The following is a 25,026-nucleotide window of genomic DNA, read 5'->3' on the forward strand; positions in this document are numbered from 1 at the left end:
CCGGGCCGGGTCAGCGGGTGCAGTCCAGGTCGTCCAGGTCGACGGCGTCGGCCAAGGCCCGCATCCCCCTGTCGCCGGGGTGCAGATGGTCGCCGCCGTCGTAGGCCGGCCGGATCCGCTCGGGGTCGTCCGGGCTGCGCAGGACGCGGTCGAAGTCGGTCACGGCGTCGAAGTCCCGGCCGGTGCGCAGGAACCGGTTGACCTCCTGCCGCACCGATTCGGCGGCCGTGTCCCACTCCGGCCAGCCCTTGAACGGGCCTACGGTCGCGACGACCAGGCACTTCCCGGCGCCGTGCACCCGCCGGGCGATCTTTCGGTACCCGGCGATCAGTTCGGCCGCGGTGACCCCGGTGTGCGCCTTGAGGTCGTTCACCCCCTCGAAGAGGAACACGGTGCGCACCCCGGGCTGGGACAGCACGTCCCGGTGCAGCCGGTCGAGGGCGCTCGGCCCGGCGTCGTCGGCGAGGACCTTGTTGCCGGAGAGTCCTTCGTCGGCGACGCCCTTGATGTGCGTGCGGGACGTGTTCAGGCGCCGGGCCAGATCGTCGGGCCAGCGACGGTCGCGGTCGGGGGTGGACTGCCGGCCGTCGGTGAGCGAGTCGCCGAGCACGGCCACGGCCCCGGTGCCCGCGCGGGACGGCCGTACGGACACGGCGTCGAGGTACCACCAGGATCCGGTCGTCCCGGCCCAGTTGCGGGCACCGTCCTCGGCGGTGTGCTCGCCATGGGCGGTGTACGACGTCTGCAGCGCCATCCAGTGTCCGGTCGCCGGGCCGGCCGCGTCGGGGGTGTGCAGGCTGACGGCCAGGTCGGTGCCGGCCGGCCAGGTGCCCGGCACGGGGTCGCTCCAGGCGACGGCACCGGCGGGCACGGTGAGCGTGCGGGCGCCGCCGAAGGTGAGCCGCCGGTTGCTGCCGGGGCGCAGTGCGGCGCCCCGGCCGCGCAGGCCGGCGTAGCCACTGTCCAGGGTGAGCGGCCGGTCGCCGAAGGCGTTGGTGACGCGGACGCGCAGGCCGGTGCCGCCGACGCTGAGGTGCACGATCAGCCGGTAGCCCCGGCCCGCGGTGCCCTCGCCCATGCGGTCGGCGCTCGCCGCCCAGGTCACGACCCCGAAGACGCGTTCGGCGGACGGGGGCGGGGCGGCCGCGCGGGCGGGCGCGGGTCCGCAGGCCACGGCGGTGAGCAGGGCGGCGGCGACGCGGCAGCCGCGTCCTGTCCGGCCGGTCACCGGGCAAGGTCCCCGAGCGAGACGTTCCCGACGGAGCGCGTACGGTCCGTCCGGGACGTGCCTGTGTGCTCCACGGAGGTCATGGTCCCGCCGACACCGCGGACACGCACCTCGGCGGACGGGGCGCACGGGAGCGGGGACATGCGGATGCCCCGCGCGAGGCGGGGCATCCTGGGGTGCGGCGGTCCGTCAGTGACGGGCAGCCGGCGTGTTGGCGGCGGTGACGTTGACCGCGCCCCACGCCTTGTCCACCGTCTTGTACTCGGTGCTGTTCGCGCCGTAGAGGTCCTTGGCCGCCTTCAGCGTCGCGACGCGCGCGTCGTGGAAGTCGGTCGTGGAGACCATGTAACGGGTGAGCGCACGGTAGAAGATCGCGGTGGCCTTGGTGCGGCCGATGCCCGTGACCGTGGAGCGGTTGTAGGTCGGCGAGTCGTACGCGACCCCGTTGATCGTCTTCTTGCCGCTGCCCTCCGCGAGGAGGTAGTAGGCGTGCGAGGAGACGCCGGAACCGGCGTGCACCTCGGTGTAGTACGTGTCCGACGACCAGTAGTCGATCGTGCCCTCGAGCTTGTCGAGCGACGGGTGGTCGAGGCGGCGCAGGAACTTCTGCGCGAGGCCCAGCTTCTCGCCGATCAGGTAGTCCGGCGTGTCCTTCGCGTTCTTGGCGTAGAACTCGACGTTCGAGCCGAAGATGTCCGCGAGCGACTCGTTGAGCGCGCCGGGCTCGCCGTACTGGTTGCCGTCGGAGTCGACGTAGGTCGGCTCCAGCTTCGCGGTGGCGTCCACCACGCCGTGGGTCAGCTCGTGGCCGGTGACGTCGAGGACGACGAGCGGCTTCTTGAAGGTCTGACCGTCACCGTCGCCGTAGAGCATGCAGTTGCAGGTCGGGTCCCAGAAGGCGTTGGCGACCTTGTTGCCCCAGTGCACCATGCCCTGGGCAGCCTTGCTGTTGTTGGCTATGCCCTTGCGGCCGAAGGTGTTCTTGTAGAAGTCCAGCGTCTTGGTGATGCCGTACTGGGCGTCCGCGGCGGCGCTGGCCCGGTTGCTGGTGGTGCCGTTGCCCCACACGTTGGTGGTGCCGGTGAACGCGGTGCCCGAGCTGAACTTCTCGGTGGTCTTGCCCTTGGCGTCGCGCGTCTCGGTGCCGTACCGGCTCGGGTCCTTGAGCTGGTAGTGGCCGCGCGAGGTCTGCGTGGTGGTCAGGCCGACGCTGCCCACGAAGAGGGTCTTGCCGGTGCCGCTCGCCGCCGACGGGTAGCGCGTGGCGCCGGAGACGCCGGATCCGAGCAGGCCGGCCTCGGGGGAGGCCGAGGCGGCGCCGGTCGCCGGGTCGAGCGTCTCACCGTGCTTGCGCAGGTTCGCGAGCAGCTTCGGCGACAGGAACTCGTCGCTGTCGGGGGTGTTGCTGCGCACCTTGCCGGTGACGGCGTCGACGACGACGGTGTTGGTGCCCTGCTCGTCGGTCACCGTGACCTGGTAGGCCAGGGCGGCGGCGCCGCCGCGCGCGTCGACGACGAGCTGTGCGCTGTCGGCCTCGCCCTTCGCCGCCTGGGCGGCCTTGGCGGCGGCCTGGCCCGCGGTCAGCTTGGCCCGGGTGGTGGCCGGCTTGACGGCCTGGTCGGCGGCCCGGGTCACGCCCGTGTACGCCAGCTTGTGGTCGAGGTGGACGACGAGGTCACCACCGAGGACGGGCATGCCGTCGTGCGTGCGGACGAACCGGACGTGCCGGGCGCCCTCGGGGTCGGCCATCACGTCCTGGGCGTGCAGTTCGTCGCCCTGGGAGACGCCGGTCGCCGCGGTGTGGGCGAAGGCGGCCGTGCGGGCCGCCTCCACCACCGCGGTGGCGTTCGAGGTGGTGGAGGCCGAGGACCGCTCCACCCCCGTGTCGGGACCCGCGAAAGCCGTACCGGCAAGGCCCGTGGCAGCCGTCGTCACCGCGATGGCGACAGCGACGCTGCGTATGTGCGGTCTACGCAAGGATCAGAGTTCCTTCGATGGAAGGCAGCGGGGATCACCAACCGCCTTGGGACATGACGCGGTTCGGCGTCACGGGGGCTGGTCGGGCCCCGAGGCGTACCTTTACGGATCCGTCATGTGCACGTAAAGACGGAATGATCGATTTCGCGATCTTCTATGACAATCCTTTACGAATGTGCACCACAGAGTGATCACCAGCTGACCAACTGTGTGTCGACTGTGGAGACGTTGGCTCATTCCCCCGGGTTCCAGGGCCGGAATGTGACCGATATCGCACCGACGCGGGGGGTGTTCGCCGAGCCCTCGGCACCCCGATCGGGGATCGGCGCCCCTTTCATGCCGGTTCGCGGGAACTTCCTCCCGAGGTGCGGGCGTTGTCCTCTGCGTGACGACCGAGCTGGTCGCCGGGGGCAATGTGCCGCTGCCCGCCGGCGCGGTACTGCTGCGCGTGGCCGGGCCCTTCGACGTGTCCGGGCTCGTCGGCGGCGCGGACGGCAGGGTCGGGTCCGACGCCGACTTCGTGTTCTACAACCAGCCCCGGGCGCCGGGTGTCCGACTGCGCGACGACGCTCTGGTCGTGGAACCGGCCCGACTGCGCGGGGGTGCAGGCCGGGTCACGGTGGTGCTGAGCGCCGCCGAGCCCGGGACGCCGCTCGGACGGCTGCCCGCGCCCCGGCTGGAGGTCGCGGACGGCTCCGGGCGGGCGATCGCCCGGTTCACTCCGCCGCGCCTCGGCCCGGAGACCGTACTGCTGCTCGCCGAGCTGTATCTGCGCCCGGGCATCGGCTGGAAGCTGCGGGCGGTCGGGCAGGGCTACGCGGACGGACTGGCCGGGCTCGCCCGGGACTTCGGGGTGGACGTCTTGGACGATGCCGTGCAGACGACGTCCGCCGTCGCCGGACCCGCCGCACCCGCTGCACCCACCGGACCCGCCGCACCCACCACGGCCACCGTGACCGGCCCCCGCCCCGGCCCGGCCTCCGGCCGACTCGCGGACGGCTCGGCCGACGGCCCGGCGGACGAGTTCCTGCGCCTGGTCAACTCGGCCCGAGCGCGGGCCGGTTCGCCGGCCGTCGGCCCCGATCCGCGGCTCGGCTCCGCCGCGCGGTCCCACGCCCGGGCCATGGCGGACGCCGGGCGGCTCGGCGCCGAGGGGCGGGACGGCGTCTCGGTGCACCAGCGGATCACCGCCGCCGGGTACGCCTACGTCGCCGTGGGCGAGCACCTCGTGTCCGGCCCGCGCTCCCCGGCCGAGTTCGTGGAGTACTGCCTGGACTCGCCACGGCCCCGGCGCACCCTGCTCGACCCGGCCTTTCGGCACGCCGCCCTGGCCCGCGCCGACGCCGGCGACCGGTACTGGACCGCGCTGTGGGCCGCTCCGCTCACCCCGGACGCGCTGTCGCACACGGCCGCCGAGGTCGTCGCGCTCACGAACACCGAGCGCGGCCGGGCCGGGCTCCCGCCGCTGACGGTGGACCCGCTGCTCACCGTCGCCGCGCAGGCGCACTGCGCGGACATGGTGGCCCGCGACTTCTACGACCACACCGCCCCCGACGGCTCCCAGCCCTGGGACCGGGCCGCCGCCGCGGGGTCCCGGCTGCGCACCGTCGGCGAGAACATCGCCTGCGGCCAGCGCTCCCCCGCCGAGGTCGTGGACGGCTGGATGAACAGTCCCGGCCATCGCGCCAACATCCTGAAGCGGGAGTTCGGCCACATCGGCGTCGGCTTCGCGGGCGGCGGCCGGGCGGGCACCTACTGGACCCAGCTGTTCGGTGGCTGACCGGGCACTTTCCGCGATCTTGGCGGAAGGGCACCGTCCGGGACACCATGCCCTGCATGAAGGGTGATCTCTTTTCCAGTGCGCACGTGGTGCGGCCGGCCGTGGAGCCGGGCATGTCCGTCGAGAACGCCAAGTGCATCAAGTACGCCGTGAACGGCGACATGTACGCCCGCCAGGGCGCGATGGTCGCCTACCGGGGCAGCCTCCAGTTCGAACGCAAGGGGCAGGGGGTCGGCGGCATGCTGAAGCGTGCCGTCACCGGCGAGGGGCTGCCTCTCATGACGGTGCGCGGACAGGGCGAGGCCTGGTTCGCGCACGAGGCGCAGAACTGCTTCGTCGTCGAGGTCGAGCCCGGCGACCAGTTCACGGTCAACGGCCGCAACGTCCTGTGTTTCGACGCCTCGCTCTCGTACGAGATCAAGACGGTGAAGGGGTCGGGCATCGCCGGCGGCGGCCTGTTCAACAGCGTGTTCGGCGGGCAGGGCCGGCTCGGTCTGGTCTGCGAGGGCAATCCGCTGGTCATCCCGGTCACCGCAGGGTCCCCGGTGTACGCCGACACGGACGCGGTGGTCGGCTGGACCGCACATCTGCAGACCTCGCTGCACCGGTCCCAGTCCATCGGCTCGATGCTGCGCGGCGGCTCGGGCGAGGCGGTGCAGCTGATGCTCCAGGGCGAGGGCTTCGTCGTGGTGCGGCCGAGCGAGGCGACCCCGCAGAAGACCCAGCAGCACTGAACCTTCACAGGGTGATCCACACGGCACGGGCAACCCTCCTCGCCGTACCTGCGTCTTGATCCACAACAGACCGACACGCCCCGGTCGATTCGGCCGGGGCGTATTCCCCGCACCCTATACACGTGATGTATACCCAAGATGTATACACGTCGTGCATAGAAAGGCACGCATGTACGGCAAGGCTTTCGCTCCCGAGTACCAGGGCGCCCTCACCACTCTGTCCGTGAACTCCTCGCTGGTCGATGTGCTGGCGGAGGGCATCGAGAAGCTGCGTGAGGCCGAACGGTCCGGACGCCCCGCCGAGGCGGCCCGCTGCGGGCTCGCCGTCGCCGAGGCACACCGGCGGCTCGGTCATGTCGAGGACGCCGACCGGGCCTGGAAGGCCAGCTACCGCGCCGCCCGTACGGCCGGCGACACGGCGGCGATGGCGTGGGCCCTGTGGAGCGGCGGCACCCTCGCCCGCCAGCGCGGGGCCTTCCCGCTGGCCTGGCGGCTGCTCGGGCTCGCGGCGGAACTCGGCGAGCGCGGCGGGGACGTCGTCGTCCGCGGCTACTCACTGGCCGGGCTCGCGGAGACCGGCCGGATCCAGGGCGACTACGCGGCGGTCGGCCGGCTGCACGAGCAGCTGCTGGCCGAGGCGCGCAGGCGCGGGGAGGCCCGGCACACCGTGTGGGCGCTGGAGGGCATCGCGCAGATGCACCGCAACACCGGCGACCACGACCGGGCGTACGCGCTGTTCGAGGAGGCGGCGCGCATAGCCGAGAAGGCGGAGGACCGGCGCGGGCACGCCTGGGCGCTGCGCGGACTCGCCGACATCCTCTCGGTGCGCGACAAGGACACCGAGGGGGCGCTGGAGCTGCTGTCGCAGGCGGAGGCCGGCTGCCGGGCGATGAACCTCTCCAGCGCGCTGGCCTACAACCACAAGATGCGCGGCAACGTCCTGTACCGGGCCGGGCGCTACGCGCAGGCGCGGGAGCTGTACGAGCGGGCGCTGGAGGAGTTCCGTGCGATGAGCGAGCCGCGCGGCGAGGCGCTCGCCCGGCTGGGGCTCGCCAAGTCGCTGGCGCAGCTGGGCCGGGACCGCGCCGAGACGGCGGCCGAACTCGCCGATCTGGCCCGGACGTTGGAACGCAGCGGGCTGAAGCACGCCCGCGAGATGGTGTCCCGGGCCCAGGAGGAGTTCGGCCTCGACGCGGCCGTGGTCGCCCGATGACCGCGCTCGAAGCCCCGCCGTCGGCGCCCGAGGTCCTCGCCCGCTGCCGTGACCTGGTGCGGCCGGCGCTGCGCGAGGCGGTGGGCCGGCTGCATCCGTGGATGGCCGAGATGGCCGGGTACTCCTTCGGCTGGTGCGAGGTCGGCGGGGCGCCCGCCGTCGCGCCGGGCGGCAAGGGCGTACGGCAGGCGCTGGCGGTGCTCGGCGCCGAGGCCGCGGGCGCCGACGGGCGGGCCGGCGTCCCCGCGGCGGTGGCGGTGGAACTGGTCCACGCCTTCTCGCTGCTGCACGACGACATCATGGACGGCGACCCGACCCGGCGTCGTCGCCCCGCCGTGTGGAAGGCGTACGGCACGGGCCCGGCCGTGCTCGCCGGCGACGCCCTGTTCGCGCTCGCGGTGGAGACCCTCGCCGCCGCTCCGCAGAGCGCCGGCACCGTGCGGCTGCTGTCGGCGGCGCTCGCCGATCTGGTGCACGGGCAGGCCGACGACCTGCTGTTCGCCACCCGTCCGTGCACCGGCCCGGAGCGGGTGACGCCCGGGGAGTACCGGGCGATGGCGGAGGGCAAGACGGGCGCGCTGCTGGGCTGCGCCGCCGCGCTGGGCGCCGTGCTCGGCGGGGCGGACCAAGCCACGGCCGACGCGCTGGACCGGGCCGGACGCCATCTCGGCGTCGCCTTCCAACTGGTCGACGACGTACTGGGGCTGTGGGGCGATCCGGCGGTCACCGGCAAGCCCGTGGGCGGCGATCTGCGGGAGCGCAAGAGGACGTACCCCGTGCTGGCCGCGCTCGGCTCCCCCGAGGCCCGTGGGCTGCCCGAACTGCTCGACGCGCCGGAGCGGGCCGAGGAGGCCGCCGCGCTGATCGAGGCGGCGGGCGGCCGAACCGCGGCACTGGCCGAGGCCCGGACGCACACGGCCGCCGCCCGGACCCTGCTGGCACAGGCGCCCCTGGCCGCCGGGGCAGCCCGGGACCTGTTCCGGTTGCTGGACCATCTGGTGGACCGCGACCTGTGACCGCGAGCGGTGGCCCTGCGCGTTCGCCCGGTGAAACCGTGTTGACCCCGGCGGTGCGCGCGGGTCAGGGTGCGATCGGCGCGGCTCCCACCCCCGCGCCGGAAGGGTGGAGCACCTTGATCGGCATCCAGGAGATCGAAGCAGCGGCGGAGCGGATCGCCGGACAGGTCGTGCGGACACCGACCGTGGCGAGCCCGGGTCTGACCGCGCTGCTCGGGGTCCCGGTGATCGCCAAGCTCGAACTGCTCCAGCGCACCGGCTCGTTCAAGGCGCGCGGGGCGACGGCCAAGCTGCTCTCGCTCGGCGCGGCCGAGCGCGCGGCGGGCGTGGTCGCGGTCAGCGGCGGCAACCACGGCATCGCCCTCGCGGTGATGGCCGCCGCCCTCGATGTGAAGGCGACCGTGGTCATGCCCCGTACCGCGCCCGCGCGTTCCCTCGCGCTCGTCCGGGAGGCGGGGGCGTCGGTGCGGCTGACCGACGGCATGGACAGCGCGTTCCAGCTGGTGACGCGGTTGCGGGACGAGGGGCTGACCCTGGTCCACCCGTTCGACGACCCGGTGGTGATCGCCGGACAGGGCACGGTCGGGCTGGAGCTGGCCGAGGACGTCGAGACGATCGAGGGGGCGCGGCTGACGGACGTCGTCGTCAGCATCGGGGGCGGCGGGCTGATCGCCGGGGTCGCGGCGGCCCTCGCCGCCCGGCGTCCCGGGGTGCGCGTGTGGGGTGTGGAGACCGAGGGGGCCGAGGCCATGTCGGCCGCGCTGAAGGCGGGCGGCCCGGTGCCCGTGCCGCTGTCGTCCGTGGTGACCACGCTCAGCGCGCCGTCCGTCTCCCAGCTGACGTACGACCATGTGTCCGCGCTGGTCGAGGAGGTGCTGGTGGTTTCGGACCGGGACGCGGTGCAGGGCTGTCTCGACCTCGCCGACCACGCCAAGGTCTGGGCCGAGCCGGCCGCGGGCTGTCTGCTGTCGGCGGCCCGGCAGGTGGCGGCACGGGTCGGCGACGGCGCCCGGATCGGACTCGTGGTGTGCGGCGGCAATACGACACCACGCGAACTCACCGGGTGGGCCGACCGGTTCGCACTGCTGTGAGTCCTGGCCGCATCCGGGCATCTACCCTCGGTTACCCGCAGGTCGAACGGTTGCCTGTGCGGCCATCCCCAACTCGCGGGCCGTTTGGGAGAATTGAATGAAAGGCAGGAAGGCGCGCCAGTCACGGATTCTTTGAACGCACCCCCGCGTGAGCCGCGTACCCCTGTGAGACACACGACAGGGGTTCTCAGCGAGGGATGACCATGGTCAAGGCGCACGTCTTCGCACACGAGTTGGTCGCCGGCCGCTACCGGCTCCTGGAGGTCTTCGCCCGCGAGACGAACCGCCTGTGGTGGTTCGCCGAGGACGTGGCCGCCGAGCAGCCCCGGCTGGTCGCCCGGACCGCCCTGCCGGACTCGTGCGGGGACGACGCCGCACGCCGGGTCACCGCCCGCGTCGTACGGACGTCCGAGACGATGCGGCTGCTGTGTCCCGGCCAGGTCGCGGCGGTCGTCGACGCGGTGGTGGAGGCCGGCGCCCTGTGGACGGTCACCGAGTGGATCGACGGCACGCCGCTCGCCGAACTCCTCGACCGCGAGGGCGCGTTCGACGCGGTACGGGCGGCCCGGATCGGCCTGCAGCTGCTCGATGTGCTCCAGGCCGCGCACGACGCGGGCATCACACACGGCGAGCTGAGCCCCGGCCAGGTGTTCGTGCGGGACGGCGGCCCCGTCGTCGTCACCGGGTTCGGGCTGGCCGGCGCGACCCTGGTGCCGCGGCTCACGGCTCCGTCGTACGCCTCGCCGGAGCAGGCCCGCGACGAGCGCGTCGGACCGGCGGCCGACCTGTGGGCGCTGGGCGCGCTGCTGTACACGGCGGTGGAGGGGCGCCCGCCGTTCCGGGACCGCGGCCGGCCCGACGCCACCCTGGAGGCCGTGGACCGGCTGCCGCTGCGCGCCCCGCTGCGCACGGGTCCGCTCACCCAGGTCGTGCAGGGTCTGCTGCGCAAGAGCTCACGGGAGCGGTTGAGCCGGCCGGTGGTCCGCGAGGCGCTGGTCCGGACCCTCGACGAGGACCCCGACGCCGACCGGGAACCGGCACCGGTGCCCCGGTTGCGCGGCGCGTACCGCAGGGTGCGCGCGGCCGGGCGGGAGCGGAGCGGACGGGCGTCGGCGGCCGGGACCGCACTGGCCGTGGTCACGGTCGCCGCCGCCGTCCTGGCCGCGACCCACCACCTGCCGGGCACCACCGCCGCGCGGCCACCGGACCACGCCACCGCCTCGGCCGGCCCCGGCGGCCGAGGCACAGGCGCCGCCCCGACGCCCTCGGCGAGCCCCACGCCGACCGCCCCGACCGCGCCCGCCCTGCCGGCCGGCTACCACCGCTACAGCGCCCCGGAGGGCTTCTCCGTCGCCCTGCCCGACGGCTGGCGGCGGCTGGTCACCTCCCGTGTCACCGGCGCCTACCGCATCACCTTCGGCCACGGCGGCGCCGGCCCCACCCTCGCCGTCACGCACAGCGAGCACGTGGGCCCGGACCCGGTCGCGATCTGGCGGGACGACGTCGAACCGGAGCTGGCGCGGCTCCCCGGCTATCAGCGCGTCGGCACCGTCCGGGCCACCACCTACCAGGGCCACAGGGCCGCCGACCTGGAGTGGCTGGCCCGGACGGGGAGCGCGCGGGTGCACACCCTCGGGCGCGGTCTCCTGCCGGGCGGCGGCGACGGCCTCTCGCTGCGCTTCACCACGCCGGCCGCGGCCTGGGACGACGCCGCGAACCGGCTGGCGCTGAAGACGATCCTGCAGACGTTCCGCGCGCCCGAGGACTGACCGAGGCCCGATAGGCTTTCGCGTCCGCGTCCGCTTCCCGGGGGCGGGCCTTCGAAGATCCTCGCAGTCCCCTGAACATGCTCGCAGGAGAGTCACCCGTGACCCTGGTCATCGACCCGTCCGAGACGTCCGCACCGGCCGCACCGCCGCTGTCCGACCTGGTGGCGCGTGACGCCCGTGCGTTCGGCGGCTACGCCCGCGCCGGAAGCTGGGCCTTCGCGCTGCTGGTGGCCCGCAGTGTGCGGCCCGGCGGGCAGGCCGCCGCAGAGACGCCGAAGGTGTCGGCGAAGGAGTTCGCCCAGCTCGCCGACTGCTCCCCGGAGCGCGTCATGCGCTACTACAAGGCCTGGGACCGGGCCGCCGACGACGGGATGGTGCCGCACTTCGAGGCCCTCCAGCCCGGGCAGGACGTGGAACTGCCGGACGCGGACGTGTGGTTGAGCTACTACGTCTCCCGCAACAGCGCGACCTCCGAGCGCGGCACCGCGATCGCCGAGGCCGCCGAGGCCGAGGGCATCCGCCCCACCAAGGCGCTGGAGGTCGCCGAGAACCCGACGGCGCTGCGCGCCGCGATCCTCGCCGACCCCTCCACCGCCCGCGCGGCGCGCGCGGCCCTGCTGGACCGGGTGCGCGAGGACCCCGAGCTGCAGGCGGAGCTGGCGCGTGACGTCGTACGGACCGACGACCTGAAGAAGGCCGTCGCGACCGAGAGCCGGTCCGCCGACCGGATCGGCTACGTCCGGCAGATCGCCGAGTCCGGGCAGATCAGGACCCCGGCAGGGCAGACCGTCGACGCCCCGGTGGAGCTGCGCGAGGAGGCCGAGCGCCATCTGTCGCTGATCGACGAGCTGGAGGACGGCGAGGACACCGGCGGGTGGGCCGCCGAGGCCTACGACACCATGAAGTCGCTCGTCGTCGAGACGGTCGAGGCCGACCCCGAACTGCGTGTCCAGGAGCGGCGGACGAAGTTCTACAGCAGCCTGCAGAAGGCGACCAAGGCGTTCGAGGAGCTGACCTTCGACGACGCCCAGGACTTCTACGAGGACGACATGGTCGAGCGGCTGGAGGAACTCCAGCAGGCCATCGGCGGCTGTCTGGCCGCGCTGCGCGGAACCGGCCGCAATCCTTCGCAGGAGTGAGCGTTCGGGGCGGCTCGGAGTACTCGTTGCGGGCGGCACTGGGTACGAGAGAATCCTGAGCCGATCGTCGCCGGAGGCCCCTCGCGTGAACTCGTCCGTGCACCACACCCTGGTGGTGGAGCTGCGTGCGGAAGGCACCGGCGGGTGTCCGGTGTTCGCCCATCTCGGCTACGACTGCGCCGACCCGTTCGCCGTCACCGCCGTCTTCGGCCACGACGGGCGGGTGCTGGCCTGCTGGCGGCTGGACCGGGAGATGCTCGCCGACGGTCTGCTGCGGCCGGTCGGCACCGGGGACGTGCGGCTGCGGCCGGCCGGGTCCGGTGCATGGCACGAGCTGTGCATGGAGTTCCTCGGGGCCGTCCGGCCGGACGGCGGCCGGCACCACGCGATGGTGTTCGCCTGGGCGCCCGCGGTCGCCGCGTTCCTGCGGGAGACCCACCGGGTCGTCCCGCGGGGCCGCGAACACGTGCCGGTCGACGAGCTGCTGGCCGAGATCCTCGCCGCGGGCTGAGCGGCCGTACTCGTGCCCGCGCGCTCCGGCCGGGCCCACCACGGGGCGGCGTGAGGGCCGTCGGCCCCGCCGTGTCGGCGTGGGGCGCCTGACGCGGGGCTTCTTCCCGGTCGTGCCGGAGCGTCACCGCCGCTCCTGACGATCACTGGCATCCGCCGGGTGCCTGCGCCGCGCCCACAGCGGCAGGCCGTACCAGCAGACCAGGTACCAGACGACGACGGCCGCCACCAGATACGGCACATAGCCGTCGCGCGTGGCCACCCGCAGGATCAGCAGCACGGACGAGGCCATCGTCACCAGGAGCATGATCAGGCCGACGGACGTCATCCGGGACGCCAGCCGCACCGCCTGCGGCTTCACCCGGCGGCCGGCCACCAGGCGGTGCAGGGACACCGGTCCGATGAGGGCTCCGGTCGCGCACGCGCCCACCACGACGGTCCCGATGTAGATGCTCTGGTCGGCGGGGCCGAGCTGGGCGTACTTCTGCTGGAAGACGACGGTCAGCAGGAAGCCGAAGAGGATCTGCACGCCCGTCTGGGCGACGCGGACCTCCTGGATGAGTTCGACCCACATCCGGTCGGCCCGCTCCTCCTCGGTCTCGTCACGCCCCGTGCGCCGTCCGTCCTGCGTCATGCGATTGCGTGTAACCCTCCGGCCGTCCGTTCAAACGGCGCCCGTCGGGGTGCCTACCAGCGGGATTCGACCTGGGCCCTGATCCGCCGTTCGTACAGCTCGCGGATCGCGGTGAACGTCTGCGGGGGCAGCGGCGGCAGCTTGGCGGCGGCCGCGTTCGCACGGGCCTGCTCCGGGTTGCGGGCGCCGGGGATCACCGTGGTGACACCGTCCTGCTCGGCGATCCAGCGCAGCGCCAGCTGGGCCGGGGTGTATCCCTCGGGGGTGAGCGCGGCGAACTCGGCGGCGGCCTCGACACCGCTCCCGTAGTCGACGCCGGAGAAGGTCTCGCCCTGGTCGAAGGCCTCGCCGTGCCGGTTGAAGGTGCGGTGGTCGTCGGCCGCGAACACCGTGTCCCTGGTGTACTTGCCGGACAGCAGGCCGGAGGCGAGCGGCACGCGCGCGATGATGCCGACCCCGGCCTCGCGGGCGGCGGGCACCACCTCGTACAGGGGCTTCATGCGGAACGGGTTGAGGATGATCTGTACGCTCGCCACGTTCGGCCGGGCGATCGCGGTCAGTGCCTGGGCGCAGGTCTCCACGCTGACGCCGTAGGCCGCGACGCGCTCCTCCTCGACGAGGGTGTCCAGGGCGTCGAACACCGCGTCGTCGGAGTAGACGGACGTGGGCGGGCAGTGCAGCTGAACCAGGTCGATGCGGTCGACGCCGAGGTTGCGGCGCGAACGGTCGTTCCAGGCGCGGAAGTTGTCCAGCACGTAGTTCTCGGGGATCTGGTCGACGCGGCGGCCCATCTTGGTCGCCACCATCACGTGCAGGTCGGGCCGGCCCAGCAGGAACGAGGCGATGGTCTCCTCGCTGCGTCCGTCGCCGTACACGTCGGCCGTGTCGAAGAAGGTGACCCCGGCCTCGGCCGCCGCCTCGAGGACGGACAGGGCCTCCTTGTCGTCCACCTCGCCCCAGTCGGCGCCCAGCTGCCATGTGCCGAGACCGATCACCGATGCCCACTGACCCGACCTGCTGAATGCGCGTTCGTCCATGGTGTCAGTCTGTCACCCGGCGCCCGGGGCCGCCGGAACGGCCCGCTCCGGCGGGCGTCCGGCGTGCCTTTCACCCGCGCGGGTGAGATGCGTCGACACGGCGCGGGGGAAGCGCGCGGCGGCCCCTAGCGTGACCACGTGATCGATCGCTCCATGGACAACTCCCCTCCCCTGAGCGTCGGTTCGGGTCCGCTGAGCCGGCGCGGCCTGCTCCGCGGCGCTGCCGGGCTGGCCGCCGTACCGGTGCTGGGGACGGCTGACCGGGCCGTGGCCGCGGCCGAACTCCCCGGCTTTCCGGCGCGGGTGGCGCTGTACCGCTCGGCGTACCGCAACTGGGCGGGTGAGATCACCGCGGACGGGCTGTGGGCCTGCGCGCCGACCGGACCGCAGCAGGTGCTCGCCGTGGTCGACTGGGCGTGGCGCAGCGGCTGGCGGGTCCGGGCGCGGGGTCGCTCCCACGGCTGGTCGCCGCTGACGATCACCGAGGGGACGGGGGCGGACAGCCGTGTCCTGCTGGTGGACATGGCCGCGCATCCGACCGGGCCGACGCTGGAGTCGGACTCGGCGGTCCGGGCCGGCGCCGGAGTCACCCTGGAGGCGCTGCTGACGTTCCTGGAGGGGCACGGGCTGGGCCTCACCGCGACGCCCGCGCCGGGCGATCTGACCCTGGGCGGCGCCCTGGCGATCGACGCGCACGGCACCGCCGTGCCGGCCGACGGCGAACGCCCCCTGCCGGGCAGCACGTACGGCTCGCTCAGCAATCGTGTCCTGGAACTGACGGCGGTGGTGTGGGACGCGGGCAAAGGGGCGTACGGCCTGCGGACCTTCCGCCGCGAGGAGGCGGACTGCGCCGCGCTGCTCACGCATCTCGGCCGGGCCCTCGTCACCGAGGTGGTGCTGCGGGTCGGCCCGGACACCCCGCTGCGCTGTGTCAGCCGCACCGACATCCCGGCCCGCGAGCTGTTCGCGGCGCCCGGCTCCGGCGGTCGCACCCTGGAGAGCCGGCTGCGGCGGTCGGGCCGGGTCGAGGCGATCTGGTTCGCCTTCACCGAGTTCCCGTGGCTGAAGGAATGGAGCCTCGCTCCGGTGCGGCCGACCGGCTCACGGCACGTCACCGCGCCGTACAACTACCCCTTCTCCGACAGCGTGCCGACGCCCGTGGCCGATCTGGTGGGGCGCCTGGTCGCGGACGCCGCCTGGTACCTGGCGCCGGAACTCGGGGCGGCGCAGCTGGCCGTGGCCTCGCTGGGGCTCGCGGCCACGGACTGTGCCGATCTGTGGGGACCGTCGAAGAACACGCTGCTGTACGTGCGGCCGACCACGCTGCGGGTGACCGCGAGCGGGTACGCGGTGCTCACCGCGCGGGCCGGAGTGCAGCGGGTGGTGCACGAGTTCACGCGGTACTACCGGGAGCTGCTGACCGCGTACGCGGCACGGGGCCGCTTCCCGGTCAACGGCCCGGTGGAGATCCGGGTCAGCGGTCTCGACCACCCGTGCGACACCGGCGTACCGGGCGCGCAGGCGCCCCTGCTGTCCGCGCTGCGGCCGTACGCGGACCGCCCCGAGTGGGACTCGGCGGTGTGGCTGGACGTGCTGACCCTGCCCGGCACCCCGTACGCCGAGGCGTTCCTGCGCGAGCTGGAGCGGTTCCTGCTGGACACCTGCGACGGCGGGCACGCCCTCACCCGCGTGGAGTGGTCCAAGGGGTGGGGCTACACGACCGACGCCGCCTGGAGCGACGAGGAGGTGCTCGGCACTGCCGTGCCCGCGGCCTTCGGGCCCTCGGTGTGGAGGCAGGCGGTGGCGACCCTGGACCGACTGGACCCCCACCGGGTGTTCGGCAACGCCTTCCTGGACCGGCTCCTGGACTGACCAGTCCTCAGGTCCCGGGGGTCAACTGGGATTGCACGAGCGCTCCGTAGCGGTCGGCGATGGTGTCGATGTCGCTCGCGCGCAGGCGCGGGCCGCGGGCGATGCCGTACATCACGCCGAGGCCGACGAGCGCGGCGACGGCGAGTTCGGCGCGCAGGCCCGCGTCGGCGCCGGTGAGCCGGGCGGCGAGGCGATCGGTCACCTGGGCGCGGAAGTTGGCGCGCAGGATGTCGCCGTGGTCGCCGTGCAGCGGGGCGAAGGCGATGCGCAGCAGCGGGTCGGTGCCGCGCTCGCGCTGGCTGGCGACGACGTGCCGGGCCATGTGCCGGCCGAGGTCGGCGAGCGGCGCGTCCAGCAGGGCGTCCGCGTCGGTGTCGAAGGACATCACGCGGGCGAACAGGGTGTCCTTGTTGCCGAAGTACTTCACGATCAACGGCGGGCTGACTCCGGCCCGTTCGGCGACCGCCTTGAGCGTGATGTCGGCGTGTGCGTGCCGGGCCAGCAGATGGCGGGCGGCCGTGAGGATGGCGGCCTTCGTCTCCTCGGCGTCACGGCGTGCCGGGGCGGTGGTGCCGGGCCGGGTGCGCGCCGCGTTCACGCTCCCTCCAGCGCCTCGTCGCGGGCGCCCTCGGCGGCGCCGGCAGGGCGGGTGTCGTCCGCGGGGCCGTCGCCCGGGATGGTCAGCGCGGCCGCGCAGGCCACGAGGGCGACGACGCCCGCCATCGCGAAGGCGAGCCGATAGCCGTGCAGGGTGGGGATCGGGACGCCGCCGACGGGGCTGCTGTGGTGGACGAGGACGGCGGCGACGGCGGCGCTGGAGGTGGCCTGGCCGATGGTGCGCATGAGGACGTTGACGCCGTTGGCGGAGGCGGTCTGCGCGGCCGGGACGGCCCGCAGGATGAGGGTCGGCAGCGCGGAGTAGGCGAGGGTGGTCCCGGTCGCCACGACGGTGGCCCCCAGGATGATCATCCACAGGTCGCGGCTGTCGGCGATGCGGACGGCGTAGCCGCAGGCGATGACGGCGGCGCCCAGCGCGAGGGTGATCCGCGGTCCCCGCGCGGCGGAGATGCGGGCCGACAGCGGCGAGAGCAGCAGCATGGTCACACCGCCGGGCAGCAGGCACAGGCCGGTGGCGACGATCGACAGGCCGAGGCCGTAGCCGGTCGCCTTCGGCGCCTGCACCAGCTGGGCGGTGACCAGCGAGTTGGCGTAGAAGGCGAACCCGGTCAGCAGGGCGGCCACGTGCGACAGGCCGACCCGGGGCCGGGAGACCAGCCGCAGGTCGACCAGCGGCCGCCGGGTGCGCAGTTGCTGCCACCACCACAGGGCGAGGACGACGACGGCCGCCAGGAACAGCCCGAGGACGCGGGCGCTCCCCCAGCCCCAGGTGCCGCCCTGCGACACGCCGAGCAGCAGGCAGACCAGTCCGGCGGTCAGGCCCAGCGCGCCGGGCACGTCGAAGCGGCCGGGCTCGCGCACGGGCGACTCCTTGACCGCCCACCAGGTCGCCGCGACGCCCGCCGCGCCCAGGGCGCCGGTCAGCCAGAACATGGTGTGCCAGTCGGCGTACTGGACGACGAGCGCGGCGAGCGGCAGGCCGAGCGCCGCGCCGATGCCGACGGTGGAACTCATCAGCGCCACGGCCGAGCCGCGCCGCTCGGGCGGGAGTTCGTCACGCAGGATGCTGATCGACAGCGGTACGACGGAGGCGGCGGCGCCCTGCAGCGCGCGGGCGGCGATCAGCACGCCGATGTCCGAGGTCAGGGCGCACAGCACGGAGCCGACGGTCATGAGGGCGAGCGCGCAGATCAGCACCCGGCGCTTGCCGTACATGTCGCCGGCCCGGCCGAGCACCGGGGTGAGGACGGCGCCGGACAGCAGGGTGGCGGTGACCGTCCACGAGACGGTCGCGGCGGACGCGCCGGTGAGCCGCGGCAGGTCCGGCAGCAGGGGGACGACGACGGTCTGCATGACCGCCATGAGGATGCCGCCCGACGCCAGCACCGGGATGGTGAGCCGGTCCCGCAGCGAGGGCGCCGCGGCTGGTGGCTGGGGTATCGGGGCGGGCTGGTCCATCGGCGCTCCTGTGGACGGCACGGCTGCTCGGTGAATGACAATTCACCCTATCGAGTGAATCGCCATTCACCAATGTTTCCCGCGCCTCCGTGCACCCCTCAGGCGAGGTTCTTCTCCAGGGCGGACAGGTAGTTGCGCATGAAGTGGTCGCGGATGCCGTCGGAGGCGGGTGCGAAGGCGTCGGAGGCCAACCCCTTGGCCCGGTCCGCGAGGGCCGAGAACATCGGCATGCTCTCGTGCAGCCTGCCGCCGGAGTCGATGTAGCGCAGGGCCCGGACATGCGTGAACACGGGCTCGGGCGGCAGCTGGGGAACGATGTCGTTGTTGTTGACGAAGCGGTACATCCGGCCGCCGAACCCCTGGTGGAAGGCCTCGGCGAGCAGCCGGTCGCAGGTACGCGGCTGGCCGTAGGTGTACACGCCGTCCGCCGCCAGGTGCGGGTCCTCCAGATACATCCGGGCGCCGGCCAGCATCGCGAGCGCCCCGCCCAGGCTGTGTCCGGCGAGATACACGCTTTGGCCGTCGCCGCGCAGTTCCGCGACGGCGTCGACGACCTCCGGGTACACCGAGCGCAGGGCCTCGGCGAAGCCGTGGTGGACGTAGCCGTTCCCGCCGGGCCCGGGGCTCGGCGGGGTCGTGGCGTCGGAGAGCCAGTCCTTGATCTGCGCGGGTTCGGTGCCCCGGAACGCGATGACGATCATCCGGTCGCCGGCCATCGTGTACGCCTGGGTGTCCTGCAGCGGGAACGGCGGGGTGAACCGGGTCTCGTGGTGCCGCACCCGGTCGAAGCCCCACTTCGCGGCCTGGTCCTCGATGGTGGCACGGTCCTTGTAGGCGAGATCGGCCGCGCGGGCCAGCCAGTAGGCGCGCTGCAGGCTGTAGCCGGAGGAGCTCTGGTCGAACGAGTCGGGCACGGGCATGGAACAGAAACCCCCTGAGAGTCACTCAAAGTGTTCGGACGGCTCCGCAGGGTAGCAGCGCGTGCGGGTTCCGCGATCGCGCCAGTTTGCCGTGGTGAGCCGGGCCACTCGAACGGACGGCGGGCGAGAAGGATCACCGGAATCACGGCCGCCGCGGCAAGGAATTCCCCGTTCCGGGGCGAAACCTCCCTCACCCCCAGCAAGATCATCTTGGTTCAACACTGTACGACATGTGGGCAATTGTCCGGATCATAGCCAACCGGTTCCGGGCGATTTCTTCCGGTCCCCCAGCCCCCGATAGGCATGCGTCGTCACCACCGGAACACCCTCCAGGAGGACCGCATGCCCGACATCACCCGCCGCCGCGCGCTCACCGCGACGGCCGCCCTCGCCACGACGGCCGCCGTCGCCGCCCTCGCGGCACCCGCGGCCTCGGCCGCGGGCCACGACCACCCGATGCCGATGCCGCAGCCCCCCTCGACCTTCGACGAGGTCTACAAGGGCCGCCGGATACAGGGCCGTCCGATGAGCGGCGGGGGTCACCACCACGAACACGGCGGCGGATTCGAGGTGTTGATCGACGGTGTCCCGCTGCACGTGATGCGCAATGCCGACGGCAGCTGGATCAGCGTCGTCAGCCACTACGACCCGATGGCCACCCCGCGCGCCGCCGCCCGTGCCGCGGTGGACGAGCTGCAGGGCGCCCCGCTGCTGCCCTTCCCCACCAACTGACCGCCCCCGCAAGGACTTTCGGAGCATCGCGCACCATGACCGTACGCAAGAACCAGGCCGCCCTGACCACCGACGAGAAGAAGCGCTTCGTAGGCGCCGTGCTGGAGCTCAAGCGCAACGGGCGCTACGACGAGTTCGTCCGCACGCACAACGAGTTCATCATGTCGGACACCGACAGCGGCGAGCGGACCGGCCACCGCTCGCCGTCCTTCCTGCCCTGGCACCGCAGATTCCTGCTCGACTTCGAGCAGGCGCTGCAGTCGGTGGACTCCTCGGTCGCGCTGCCGTACTGGGACTGGAGCACCGACCGCACGACACGTGCCGCGCTGTGGGCGCCGGACTTCCTCGGCGGCACCGGGCGCAGCGCGGACGGCCGGGTGATGGACGGCCCGTTCTCCGCGTCGGCCGGCAACTGGCCGATGACCATACGCGTGGACGGCCGTTCGTTCCTGCGCCGCTCGCTCGGCACGGCCGTGCGCGAGCTGCCGACGCCCGCGGAGGTGGAGTCGGTGCTGTCGATACCGACGTACGACATGGCGCCGTACAACAGCGCCTCGGACGGGTTCCGCAACAACCTGGAGGGGTGGCGCGGGGTCAATCTGCACAACCGGGTCCATGTCTGGGTCGGCGGGCAGATGGCCACCGGGGTCTCCCCCAACGACCCGGTGTTCTGGCTGCACCACGCCTACGTCGACAAGCTGTGGGCGCAGTGGCAGCGCCGCCACCCGGGCGCGGGCTACGCGCCGACCGGCGGCACACCGGACGTCGTCGACCTGGACGAGACGATGAAGCCGTGGAACGACGTGCGTCCGGCGGATCTGCTGGACCACACGAAGTTCTACACCTTCGACAGCTGAGGACGGCCCCTCAGGCCTCGGCCGTACGGCACTCCGGGTGGCCCCAGCCCTGCGCGTTCTTGGCGATGGACTCGCCGGCCGCGTAGGAGCGGCCGCACGGGCAGCGGCCGGGGAACTTCGCCTTGATGGTGCGGGAGGACGCCGCGCCGCCGGTGCGGCGGGGCGCCTTCTTGCGTGGGGCGGCCCCGGCCTTCGGGGTGTCGGGCGACGCGGGCGGTTCGGGAGAGCCGACCGCGCTGCCGGCCGGCTCCTGGACGGAGGCGGCCTGGCTGGCGGCACGGTCGGCGAAGTCGTTCAGCGGGTCGCCGTCGACCTGGTGGGCGGGGACGTAGCGGAACTCCACCGACCGGCCGTCGAGCAGCTCGTCGATGCGCACGACCAGCTCCTGGTTGGCGACCGGCTTGCCGGCCGAGGTCTTCCAGCCGTTGCGCTTCCAGCCCGGCAGCCAGGTGGTGACGGCCTTCATCGCGTACTGGGAGTCCATCCGGATCTCCAGCGGCACATCCGGCGCGACGGCCGTGAGCAGCCGCTCCAGGGCCGTCAGTTCGGCGACGTTGTTGGTGGCGCGGCCGAGCGGGCCCGCCTCCCAGCGGGCGGCGGTCCGCTCGTCGTCGGAGACCACCCACGCCCATCCGGCCGGTCCGGGGTTTCCCTTCGAAGCCCCGTCGCACGCGGCCACCACACGTTCACGCATGTCCACGATCATGCCATGACCGCGCGGGCGCCCGTGCCGCGTCCGGCGACGGGCGCAGCGCGGAGGGCGGCCCCCGCGCGGCCGGCCGGTCAGACGTCGGTGGCCGTCGGCATCTCGCCCTGCGTGGTCGTGATGTCGATCACGGAGAAGTCGGCGCCCTGCGGGTCGCTCAGGGCCGCGAACCGGCCGAAGGGGCTGGTCATCGGCCCGAAGCGGAGGACTCCGCCGAGCTTGACGGCACGCTCCACGGCCTGGTCGCAGTCGTCGACGGTGAAATAGACGTTGATGTACGAGGGCACCTCGGGCGGGAAGTCGTCGGTCATCTTCATCCGGCCGAGAACGGTGTCGTCACCCACGTCGAACATCCGGAAGTCGACGGCCTGGTCCTGCATCTGCTTCATCCGGTACGGGAAGACGGCCGACAGGAAGGTGTCAGCCTTCTCGGGCTCCCGGGTGAAGACCTCCGCCCAGCAGTAGGCGCCCGGGGTCGCGACGGCCTCGAAGCCCTCGTGGGTGCCGGCCTGCCAGACGCCGAAGACGGCTCCGCTGGGCTCCCGGGCCAGGCACATCGTGCCGAAGTCGCCGACCTGCATCGGCTCCATCAACACCTCGCCGCCGTTCTCCCGGATCTTCCCGGCGGTGGCGGCGGCGTCCGGCGAGGCGAAGTACAGGCACCACTGCGACTGGCCCTCCTGTCCGGGCATGGGCGGGACGACCGCGGCCACCGCCTTGCCGCCCGCGTAGGCCTGCGTGTAGTTGCCGTACTCCGACGACGACTCGCCGAAGGTCCAGCCGAGGACGTCGCTGTAGAAGCGCTTGGCCCCCTCGACGTCGCTGAACATCGCATCGGCCCAACAGGGCGTTCCCTCGGGTTGCACGGCCATGCTCGCGGCCCTCCTGGTGTGTGTCCCGTACGGATGGTCCCCGCCTCGGGCGCAGTGCCCGAGGCTCACGCTAGTCATCCCGCCGCCGGCCCGCGCGCCGAGCGGCCCGGCCGCCGGGACACTGGAGGCGGGGGACCGCTGCCTTCTGAAGGGCGGACGCGATGACACGGGCGACGATGCGTGCCTGGTCGGTGGTGCGGCCCGGACCGGTCACGCAGGACCCGCTGCGGCTCGTGGAGCGGCCGGTGCCGGTGCCCGGCCCCGACGAGCTGCTGGTGCGGGTGCGGGCCTGCGGGGTGTGCCGGACCGACCTGCATGTCACCGAGGGCGACCTGCCGGCGCGCCGGGCGGGGGTGACCCCCGGGCACGAGGTCGTCGGCGTGGTCGAGGGGGCCGGATCCGGCGTGCGGGGCCTCACCGTGGGCGACCGGGTGGGCGTGGCCTGGCTGCGGCGCACGGACGGGGTGTGCGCGTACTGCGCGCGGGGCGCCGAGAACCTGTGCCCGCGCTCGGAGTACACCGGCTGGGACACCGACGGCGGCTACGCCGAGTACACCACCGTCCCGGCCGCCTTCGCCTACCCGCTGCCGGGCGCCCTGGACGACGTGGCGGCGGCGCCGCTGCTGTGCGCCGGGATCATCGGCTTCCGCGCGCTGCGGCGGACCTCGCTCCCGCCGGGCGGCCGGCTCGGGCTGTACGGCTTCGGCGGCAGCGCCCATCTGTGCGCGCAGGTGGCGCTCGCCGAGGGCGCCATCGTGCACGTGGTCACCCGGGAGCCCGCCGCCCGCGAGCTGGCCCTCGGCCTGGGTGCCGCCTCGGCGTGCGGCCTCACGGACCGGCCCCCGCAGCCGCTGGACGCCGCGATCCTGTTCGCCCCGGCCGGTGAGCTGGTCCCTGTCGCACTGCGCGCGCTGGACCGGGGCGGGGTACTGGCCGTCGCCGGCATCCATCTGACCGACGTACCCCCGCTGCGCTACGAGACCGAGCTGTTCTACGAGAAGGAGCTGCGCAGCGTCACCTCCAACACCCGGGCGGACGGGCGGGAGTTCCTCGCGCTGGCCGCCCGGTACGCCGTCCGCGCGACCACGCACGCCTATCCGCTCTCCGCGGCGCCCCGGGCCCTGCGGGACCTGAAGGCCGGCCGCTTCGACGGGGCCGCGGTGCTGGTGAACGACCTTTCCTGAGTCCAACCCCACCGGTGCCGGGCACAAGAGCGGGCGACCGGCGCATGATCATGCGACGCGCCCTTTTCCACCCCTGACAACGGGTTTACGCAACCACGGCACGCAACCGCCCCCTTTGCGCCGTATCCGGAGATCATCTCGGCTGTTTGGCTTGTCCCTGCGCACCGTCAACTCGCGCACCACCGACTCTTCAGGCCTCCCTGTTCACCTCTCCGCTGGAGGGAATGTGTCCACACCGGACAGCGTCGTCGGTTCCGCCGTCGACGAGCCCGACCCCGATCCGACCGCCGACCGGCAGCTCACCAGCCTGAGCACGCGAGCGGCACGTCAGCTCGCCACGACCACCAAGACCGAACCGCAGATGCAGGCCATCACTTCCCGGTGGCTGCTGAAGACACTGCCGTGGGTGGACGTCAAGGGCGGTGCCTATCGGGTCAACCGGCGCCTCCAACTGCGCACCGGACGCGGCCGGGTGAGCTTCGAGCAGAACGGCGGGGACGACATCCGGGTCATCCCCCGCACGCTCACCGAACTGCCGATCCTGCGCGGCTACGACGACCTGGACGTGCTGACGGAGATCGCCGGCCGCTTCCAGAGCCGCGACGTGCGCGCCGGGCAGGTGCTGTTCGAGGCCGGTCAGCCGGTCACCGAGGCGTATCTGGTGGTGCACGGCCGGTTCACCCGGTACGCGGAAGGCAAGTACGGCGAGGAGGAGATCGTCGGGGTCGTCACCGACGGCGACCAGATGGGCGACGAGGCGGTCGGGCAGTCGGATCCGCTGTGGCTCACCTCGGTCCGGGCGGAGACCGCGGGCGTGGTGCTGACGCTGCCCTGGGCCGTCGTCGAAGAGGTCATGGACCGGGCGCCGTCGCTGGGCGCCCATCTGCGGGCGTACGCCGACCGGCAGCGGCTGCCGATGAACCGCAAGGGCGAAGCCGAGGTCCCGGTGCAGGCCGGCCATGTCGGCGAGGAGACCCTGGCCGGCGGCTTCGTGGACTACGAACTCGCCCCGCGGGAATACGAGTTGTCGCTCACCCAGACCGTGCTGCGGGTGCACACCAGGGTCGCCGACCTCTACAACAACCCGATGGACCAGACCCAGCAGCAGCTGCGCCTCACGGTCGAGGAGATCCGCGAGCGCCAGGAGTGGGAACTGGTCAACAACCGCGAGTTCGGGCTGCTGCACAACATCGACTACGGGCAGCGGATCAGCTCCTTCACCGGCCCGCCGACCCCGGACGACATGGACGAACTGCTGTCCATGCGCCGCAAGACCAAGGTGTTCCTGGCGCATCCCAAGGCGATCGCGGCCTTCTTCCGCCAGTGCAACCGGCGCGGCCTGGTCCCCGGCACCGCGAGCGTCGACGGGCACGAGGTCCCGGCCTGGCGCGGCGTCCCGATCTATCCGTGCAGCAAGATCCCGATCAATGACGACCACACCAGCAGCATCATCGCGCTGCGCACCGGCGAGGCGGACCAGGGCGTCGTCGGCCTCTACCAGACCGGCATCCCGGAGGAGTTCCAGCCGGGCCTGAACGTCCGCTTCATGGGCGTCAACGAGCAGGCCGTCATCAACTACCTGGTCACCGCCTACTACTCGATGGCCATCCTGGTCCCGGACGCGGCGGGCGTCCTGGAGAACGTCCAGCTCGGCCGGACCGCCGACTGACGGTCTGGAG

The 25,026-nt window shown here is 73.1% G+C and carries 22 protein-coding genes; 13 read left to right on the forward strand and 9 right to left on the reverse strand.

What is annotated here, in order from left to right; genetic code table 11:
• Positions 1-10: 10 nt before the first annotated feature.
• Together AQI95_RS12930 and AQI95_RS12935 are read right to left on the reverse strand one after the other, a co-directional pair.
• Positions 11-1,228, reverse strand: coding sequence for an SGNH/GDSL hydrolase family protein (locus AQI95_RS12930; protein ID WP_067121697.1), 1,218 nt, complete (start codon positions 1,226-1,228; stop codon positions 11-13).
• 189 nt (positions 1,229-1,417) lie between these two features.
• Positions 1,418-3,205: a M4 family metallopeptidase gene (locus tag AQI95_RS12935; protein ID WP_067121701.1), complete on the reverse strand. Its 1,788-nt coding sequence runs from the start codon at positions 3,203-3,205 to the stop codon at positions 1,418-1,420.
• A 385-nt stretch (positions 3,206-3,590) separates the two neighbouring features.
• Between AQI95_RS12935 and AQI95_RS12940 the strand changes: the two genes are divergently transcribed.
• The 8 genes from AQI95_RS12940 to AQI95_RS12975 all read left to right on the forward strand — a co-directional run bounded on the left by AQI95_RS12940 (position 3,591) and on the right by AQI95_RS12975 (position 12,458).
• Positions 3,591-4,985 carry a CAP domain-containing protein gene (locus AQI95_RS12940; protein WP_244188725.1) on the forward strand — a complete coding sequence of 465 codons (1,395 nt, stop codon included), beginning with the start codon at positions 3,591-3,593 and terminating at the stop codon, positions 4,983-4,985.
• 56 nt (positions 4,986-5,041) lie between these two features.
• Complete coding sequence (locus tag AQI95_RS12945) at positions 5,042-5,719, forward strand: AIM24 family protein (RefSeq protein WP_067121704.1); 678 nt, start codon at positions 5,042-5,044, stop codon at positions 5,717-5,719.
• A 169-nt stretch (positions 5,720-5,888) separates the two neighbouring features.
• Positions 5,889-6,932, forward strand: a complete 1,044-nt coding sequence (locus tag AQI95_RS12950) for a tetratricopeptide repeat protein (protein WP_067121706.1) — start codon at positions 5,889-5,891, stop codon at positions 6,930-6,932.
• The gene (locus tag AQI95_RS12955) at positions 6,929-7,948 is read left to right on the forward strand and encodes a polyprenyl synthetase family protein (RefSeq protein ID WP_067121708.1); all 1,020 of its coding nucleotides are present in this window, start codon (positions 6,929-6,931) and stop codon (positions 7,946-7,948) included. Before AQI95_RS12950 ends, AQI95_RS12955 begins: the two co-directional genes overlap by 4 nt.
• 116 nt (positions 7,949-8,064) lie before the next feature.
• A complete protein-coding gene (locus AQI95_RS12960) occupies positions 8,065-9,039 on the forward strand; it encodes a threonine/serine dehydratase family protein (RefSeq protein ID WP_067121711.1) in 975 nt (324 codons plus the stop codon).
• Positions 9,040-9,236: 197 nt separating this feature from the next.
• On the forward strand, positions 9,237-10,808 hold the full coding sequence (locus AQI95_RS12965; protein ID WP_067121719.1) for a serine/threonine-protein kinase: 1,572 nt from the start codon (positions 9,237-9,239) through the stop codon (positions 10,806-10,808).
• Between the two features lie 98 nt (positions 10,809-10,906).
• Complete coding sequence (locus tag AQI95_RS12970; protein ID WP_208614163.1) at positions 10,907-11,947, forward strand: hypothetical protein; 1,041 nt, start codon at positions 10,907-10,909, stop codon at positions 11,945-11,947.
• A gap of 85 nt (positions 11,948-12,032) precedes the next feature.
• Complete coding sequence (locus tag AQI95_RS12975; RefSeq protein ID WP_067121723.1) at positions 12,033-12,458, forward strand: SsgA family sporulation/cell division regulator; 426 nt, start codon at positions 12,033-12,035, stop codon at positions 12,456-12,458.
• Between the two features lie 123 nt (positions 12,459-12,581).
• On the opposite strand, the gene AQI95_RS12980 is transcribed toward AQI95_RS12975, so the two are convergent.
• The gene (locus tag AQI95_RS12980; RefSeq protein ID WP_067121725.1) at positions 12,582-13,091 is read right to left on the reverse strand and encodes a DUF6328 family protein; all 510 of its coding nucleotides are present in this window, start codon (positions 13,089-13,091) and stop codon (positions 12,582-12,584) included.
• A gap of 53 nt (positions 13,092-13,144) precedes the next feature.
• Positions 13,145-14,128: an aldo/keto reductase gene (locus AQI95_RS12985; protein ID WP_067121732.1), complete on the reverse strand. Its 984-nt coding sequence runs from the start codon at positions 14,126-14,128 to the stop codon at positions 13,145-13,147.
• Between the two features lie 153 nt (positions 14,129-14,281).
• Between AQI95_RS12985 and AQI95_RS12990 the strand changes: the two genes are divergently transcribed.
• Complete coding sequence (locus AQI95_RS12990) at positions 14,282-16,000, forward strand: cholesterol oxidase substrate-binding domain-containing protein (RefSeq protein WP_067123012.1); 1,719 nt, start codon at positions 14,282-14,284, stop codon at positions 15,998-16,000.
• 7 nt (positions 16,001-16,007) lie between these two features.
• Here AQI95_RS12990 and AQI95_RS12995 read toward each other — a convergent pair whose 3' ends face one another.
• From AQI95_RS12995 to AQI95_RS13005, 3 genes are all read right to left on the reverse strand, one after another.
• Positions 16,008-16,598, reverse strand: a complete 591-nt coding sequence (locus AQI95_RS12995) for a TetR/AcrR family transcriptional regulator (protein ID WP_067121734.1) — start codon at positions 16,596-16,598, stop codon at positions 16,008-16,010.
• The gene (locus AQI95_RS13000) at positions 16,595-18,076 is read right to left on the reverse strand and encodes an MFS transporter (RefSeq protein ID WP_067121736.1); all 1,482 of its coding nucleotides are present in this window, start codon (positions 18,074-18,076) and stop codon (positions 16,595-16,597) included. Before AQI95_RS13000 ends, AQI95_RS12995 begins: the two co-directional genes overlap by 4 nt.
• A 98-nt stretch (positions 18,077-18,174) precedes the next feature.
• The gene (locus tag AQI95_RS13005) at positions 18,175-18,996 is read right to left on the reverse strand and encodes a lipase family protein (protein ID WP_208614164.1); all 822 of its coding nucleotides are present in this window, start codon (positions 18,994-18,996) and stop codon (positions 18,175-18,177) included.
• Positions 18,997-19,338: 342 nt separating this feature from the next.
• On the opposite strand from AQI95_RS13005, the gene melC1 reads away from it, so the two are divergent.
• The gene (gene melC1, locus AQI95_RS13010; protein WP_067121739.1) at positions 19,339-19,728 is read left to right on the forward strand and encodes an apotyrosinase chaperone MelC1; all 390 of its coding nucleotides are present in this window, start codon (positions 19,339-19,341) and stop codon (positions 19,726-19,728) included.
• 35 nt (positions 19,729-19,763) lie between these two features.
• Positions 19,764-20,585: a tyrosinase MelC2 gene (gene melC2 / locus AQI95_RS13015; RefSeq protein WP_067121742.1), complete on the forward strand. Its 822-nt coding sequence runs from the start codon at positions 19,764-19,766 to the stop codon at positions 20,583-20,585.
• Between the two features lie 10 nt (positions 20,586-20,595).
• Here the strand turns inward: melC2 and AQI95_RS13020 are convergent, their stop codons facing one another.
• Together AQI95_RS13020 and AQI95_RS13025 are read right to left on the reverse strand one after the other, a co-directional pair.
• Positions 20,596-21,291 carry a ribonuclease H family protein gene (locus AQI95_RS13020; RefSeq protein WP_067121745.1) on the reverse strand — a complete coding sequence of 232 codons (696 nt, stop codon included), beginning with the start codon at positions 21,289-21,291 and terminating at the stop codon, positions 20,596-20,598.
• 77 nt (positions 21,292-21,368) lie between these two features.
• A complete protein-coding gene (locus tag AQI95_RS13025; RefSeq protein WP_067121748.1) occupies positions 21,369-22,163 on the reverse strand; it encodes a VOC family protein in 795 nt (264 codons plus the stop codon).
• 176 nt (positions 22,164-22,339) lie between these two features.
• Between AQI95_RS13025 and AQI95_RS13030 the strand changes: the two genes are divergently transcribed.
• Positions 22,340-23,347 carry a zinc-binding alcohol dehydrogenase family protein gene (locus AQI95_RS13030; protein WP_208614181.1) on the forward strand — a complete coding sequence of 336 codons (1,008 nt, stop codon included), beginning with the start codon at positions 22,340-22,342 and terminating at the stop codon, positions 23,345-23,347.
• A 226-nt stretch (positions 23,348-23,573) separates the two neighbouring features.
• Positions 23,574-25,016, forward strand: a complete 1,443-nt coding sequence (locus AQI95_RS13035) for a family 2B encapsulin nanocompartment shell protein (protein WP_067121754.1) — start codon at positions 23,574-23,576, stop codon at positions 25,014-25,016.
• Positions 25,017-25,026 lie beyond the last annotated feature (10 nt).

Origin of the sequence: Streptomyces yokosukanensis (assembly GCF_001514035.1) — a bacterium.
Taxonomy (GTDB): Bacteria; Actinomycetota; Actinomycetes; order Streptomycetales; family Streptomycetaceae; genus Streptomyces; species Streptomyces yokosukanensis.

Excerpts from the sequence above, each read along its gene's own strand:
- AQI95_RS12985 (WP_067121732.1), bottom strand. The coding sequence starts at position 14,128 with ATGGACGAACGCGCATTCAGCAGGTCGGGTCAGTGGGCATCGGTGATC.
- AQI95_RS13000 (WP_067121736.1), bottom strand. The coding sequence starts at position 18,076 with ATGGACCAGCCCGCCCCGATACCCCAGCCACCAGCCGCGGCGCCCTCG.
- melC2 (WP_067121742.1), top strand. The coding sequence starts at position 19,764 with ATGACCGTACGCAAGAACCAGGCCGCCCTGACCACCGACGAGAAGAAG.
- AQI95_RS12990 (WP_067123012.1), top strand. The coding sequence starts at position 14,282 with ATGGACAACTCCCCTCCCCTGAGCGTCGGTTCGGGTCCGCTGAGCCGG.
- melC1 (WP_067121739.1), top strand. The coding sequence starts at position 19,339 with ATGCCCGACATCACCCGCCGCCGCGCGCTCACCGCGACGGCCGCCCTC.
- AQI95_RS12980 (WP_067121725.1), bottom strand. The coding sequence starts at position 13,091 with ATGACGCAGGACGGACGGCGCACGGGGCGTGACGAGACCGAGGAGGAG.
- AQI95_RS13005 (WP_208614164.1), bottom strand. The coding sequence starts at position 18,996 with ATGCCCGTGCCCGACTCGTTCGACCAGAGCTCCTCCGGCTACAGCCTG.
- AQI95_RS13020 (WP_067121745.1), bottom strand. The coding sequence starts at position 21,291 with ATGATCGTGGACATGCGTGAACGTGTGGTGGCCGCGTGCGACGGGGCT.
- AQI95_RS13030 (WP_208614181.1), top strand. The coding sequence starts at position 22,340 with ATGCGTGCCTGGTCGGTGGTGCGGCCCGGACCGGTCACGCAGGACCCG.
- AQI95_RS12955 (WP_067121708.1), top strand. The coding sequence starts at position 6,929 with ATGACCGCGCTCGAAGCCCCGCCGTCGGCGCCCGAGGTCCTCGCCCGC.
- AQI95_RS13025 (WP_067121748.1), bottom strand. The coding sequence starts at position 22,163 with ATGGCCGTGCAACCCGAGGGAACGCCCTGTTGGGCCGATGCGATGTTC.
- AQI95_RS12950 (WP_067121706.1), top strand. The coding sequence starts at position 5,889 with ATGTACGGCAAGGCTTTCGCTCCCGAGTACCAGGGCGCCCTCACCACT.
- AQI95_RS12945 (WP_067121704.1), top strand. The coding sequence starts at position 5,042 with ATGAAGGGTGATCTCTTTTCCAGTGCGCACGTGGTGCGGCCGGCCGTG.
- AQI95_RS12965 (WP_067121719.1), top strand. The coding sequence starts at position 9,237 with ATGACCATGGTCAAGGCGCACGTCTTCGCACACGAGTTGGTCGCCGGC.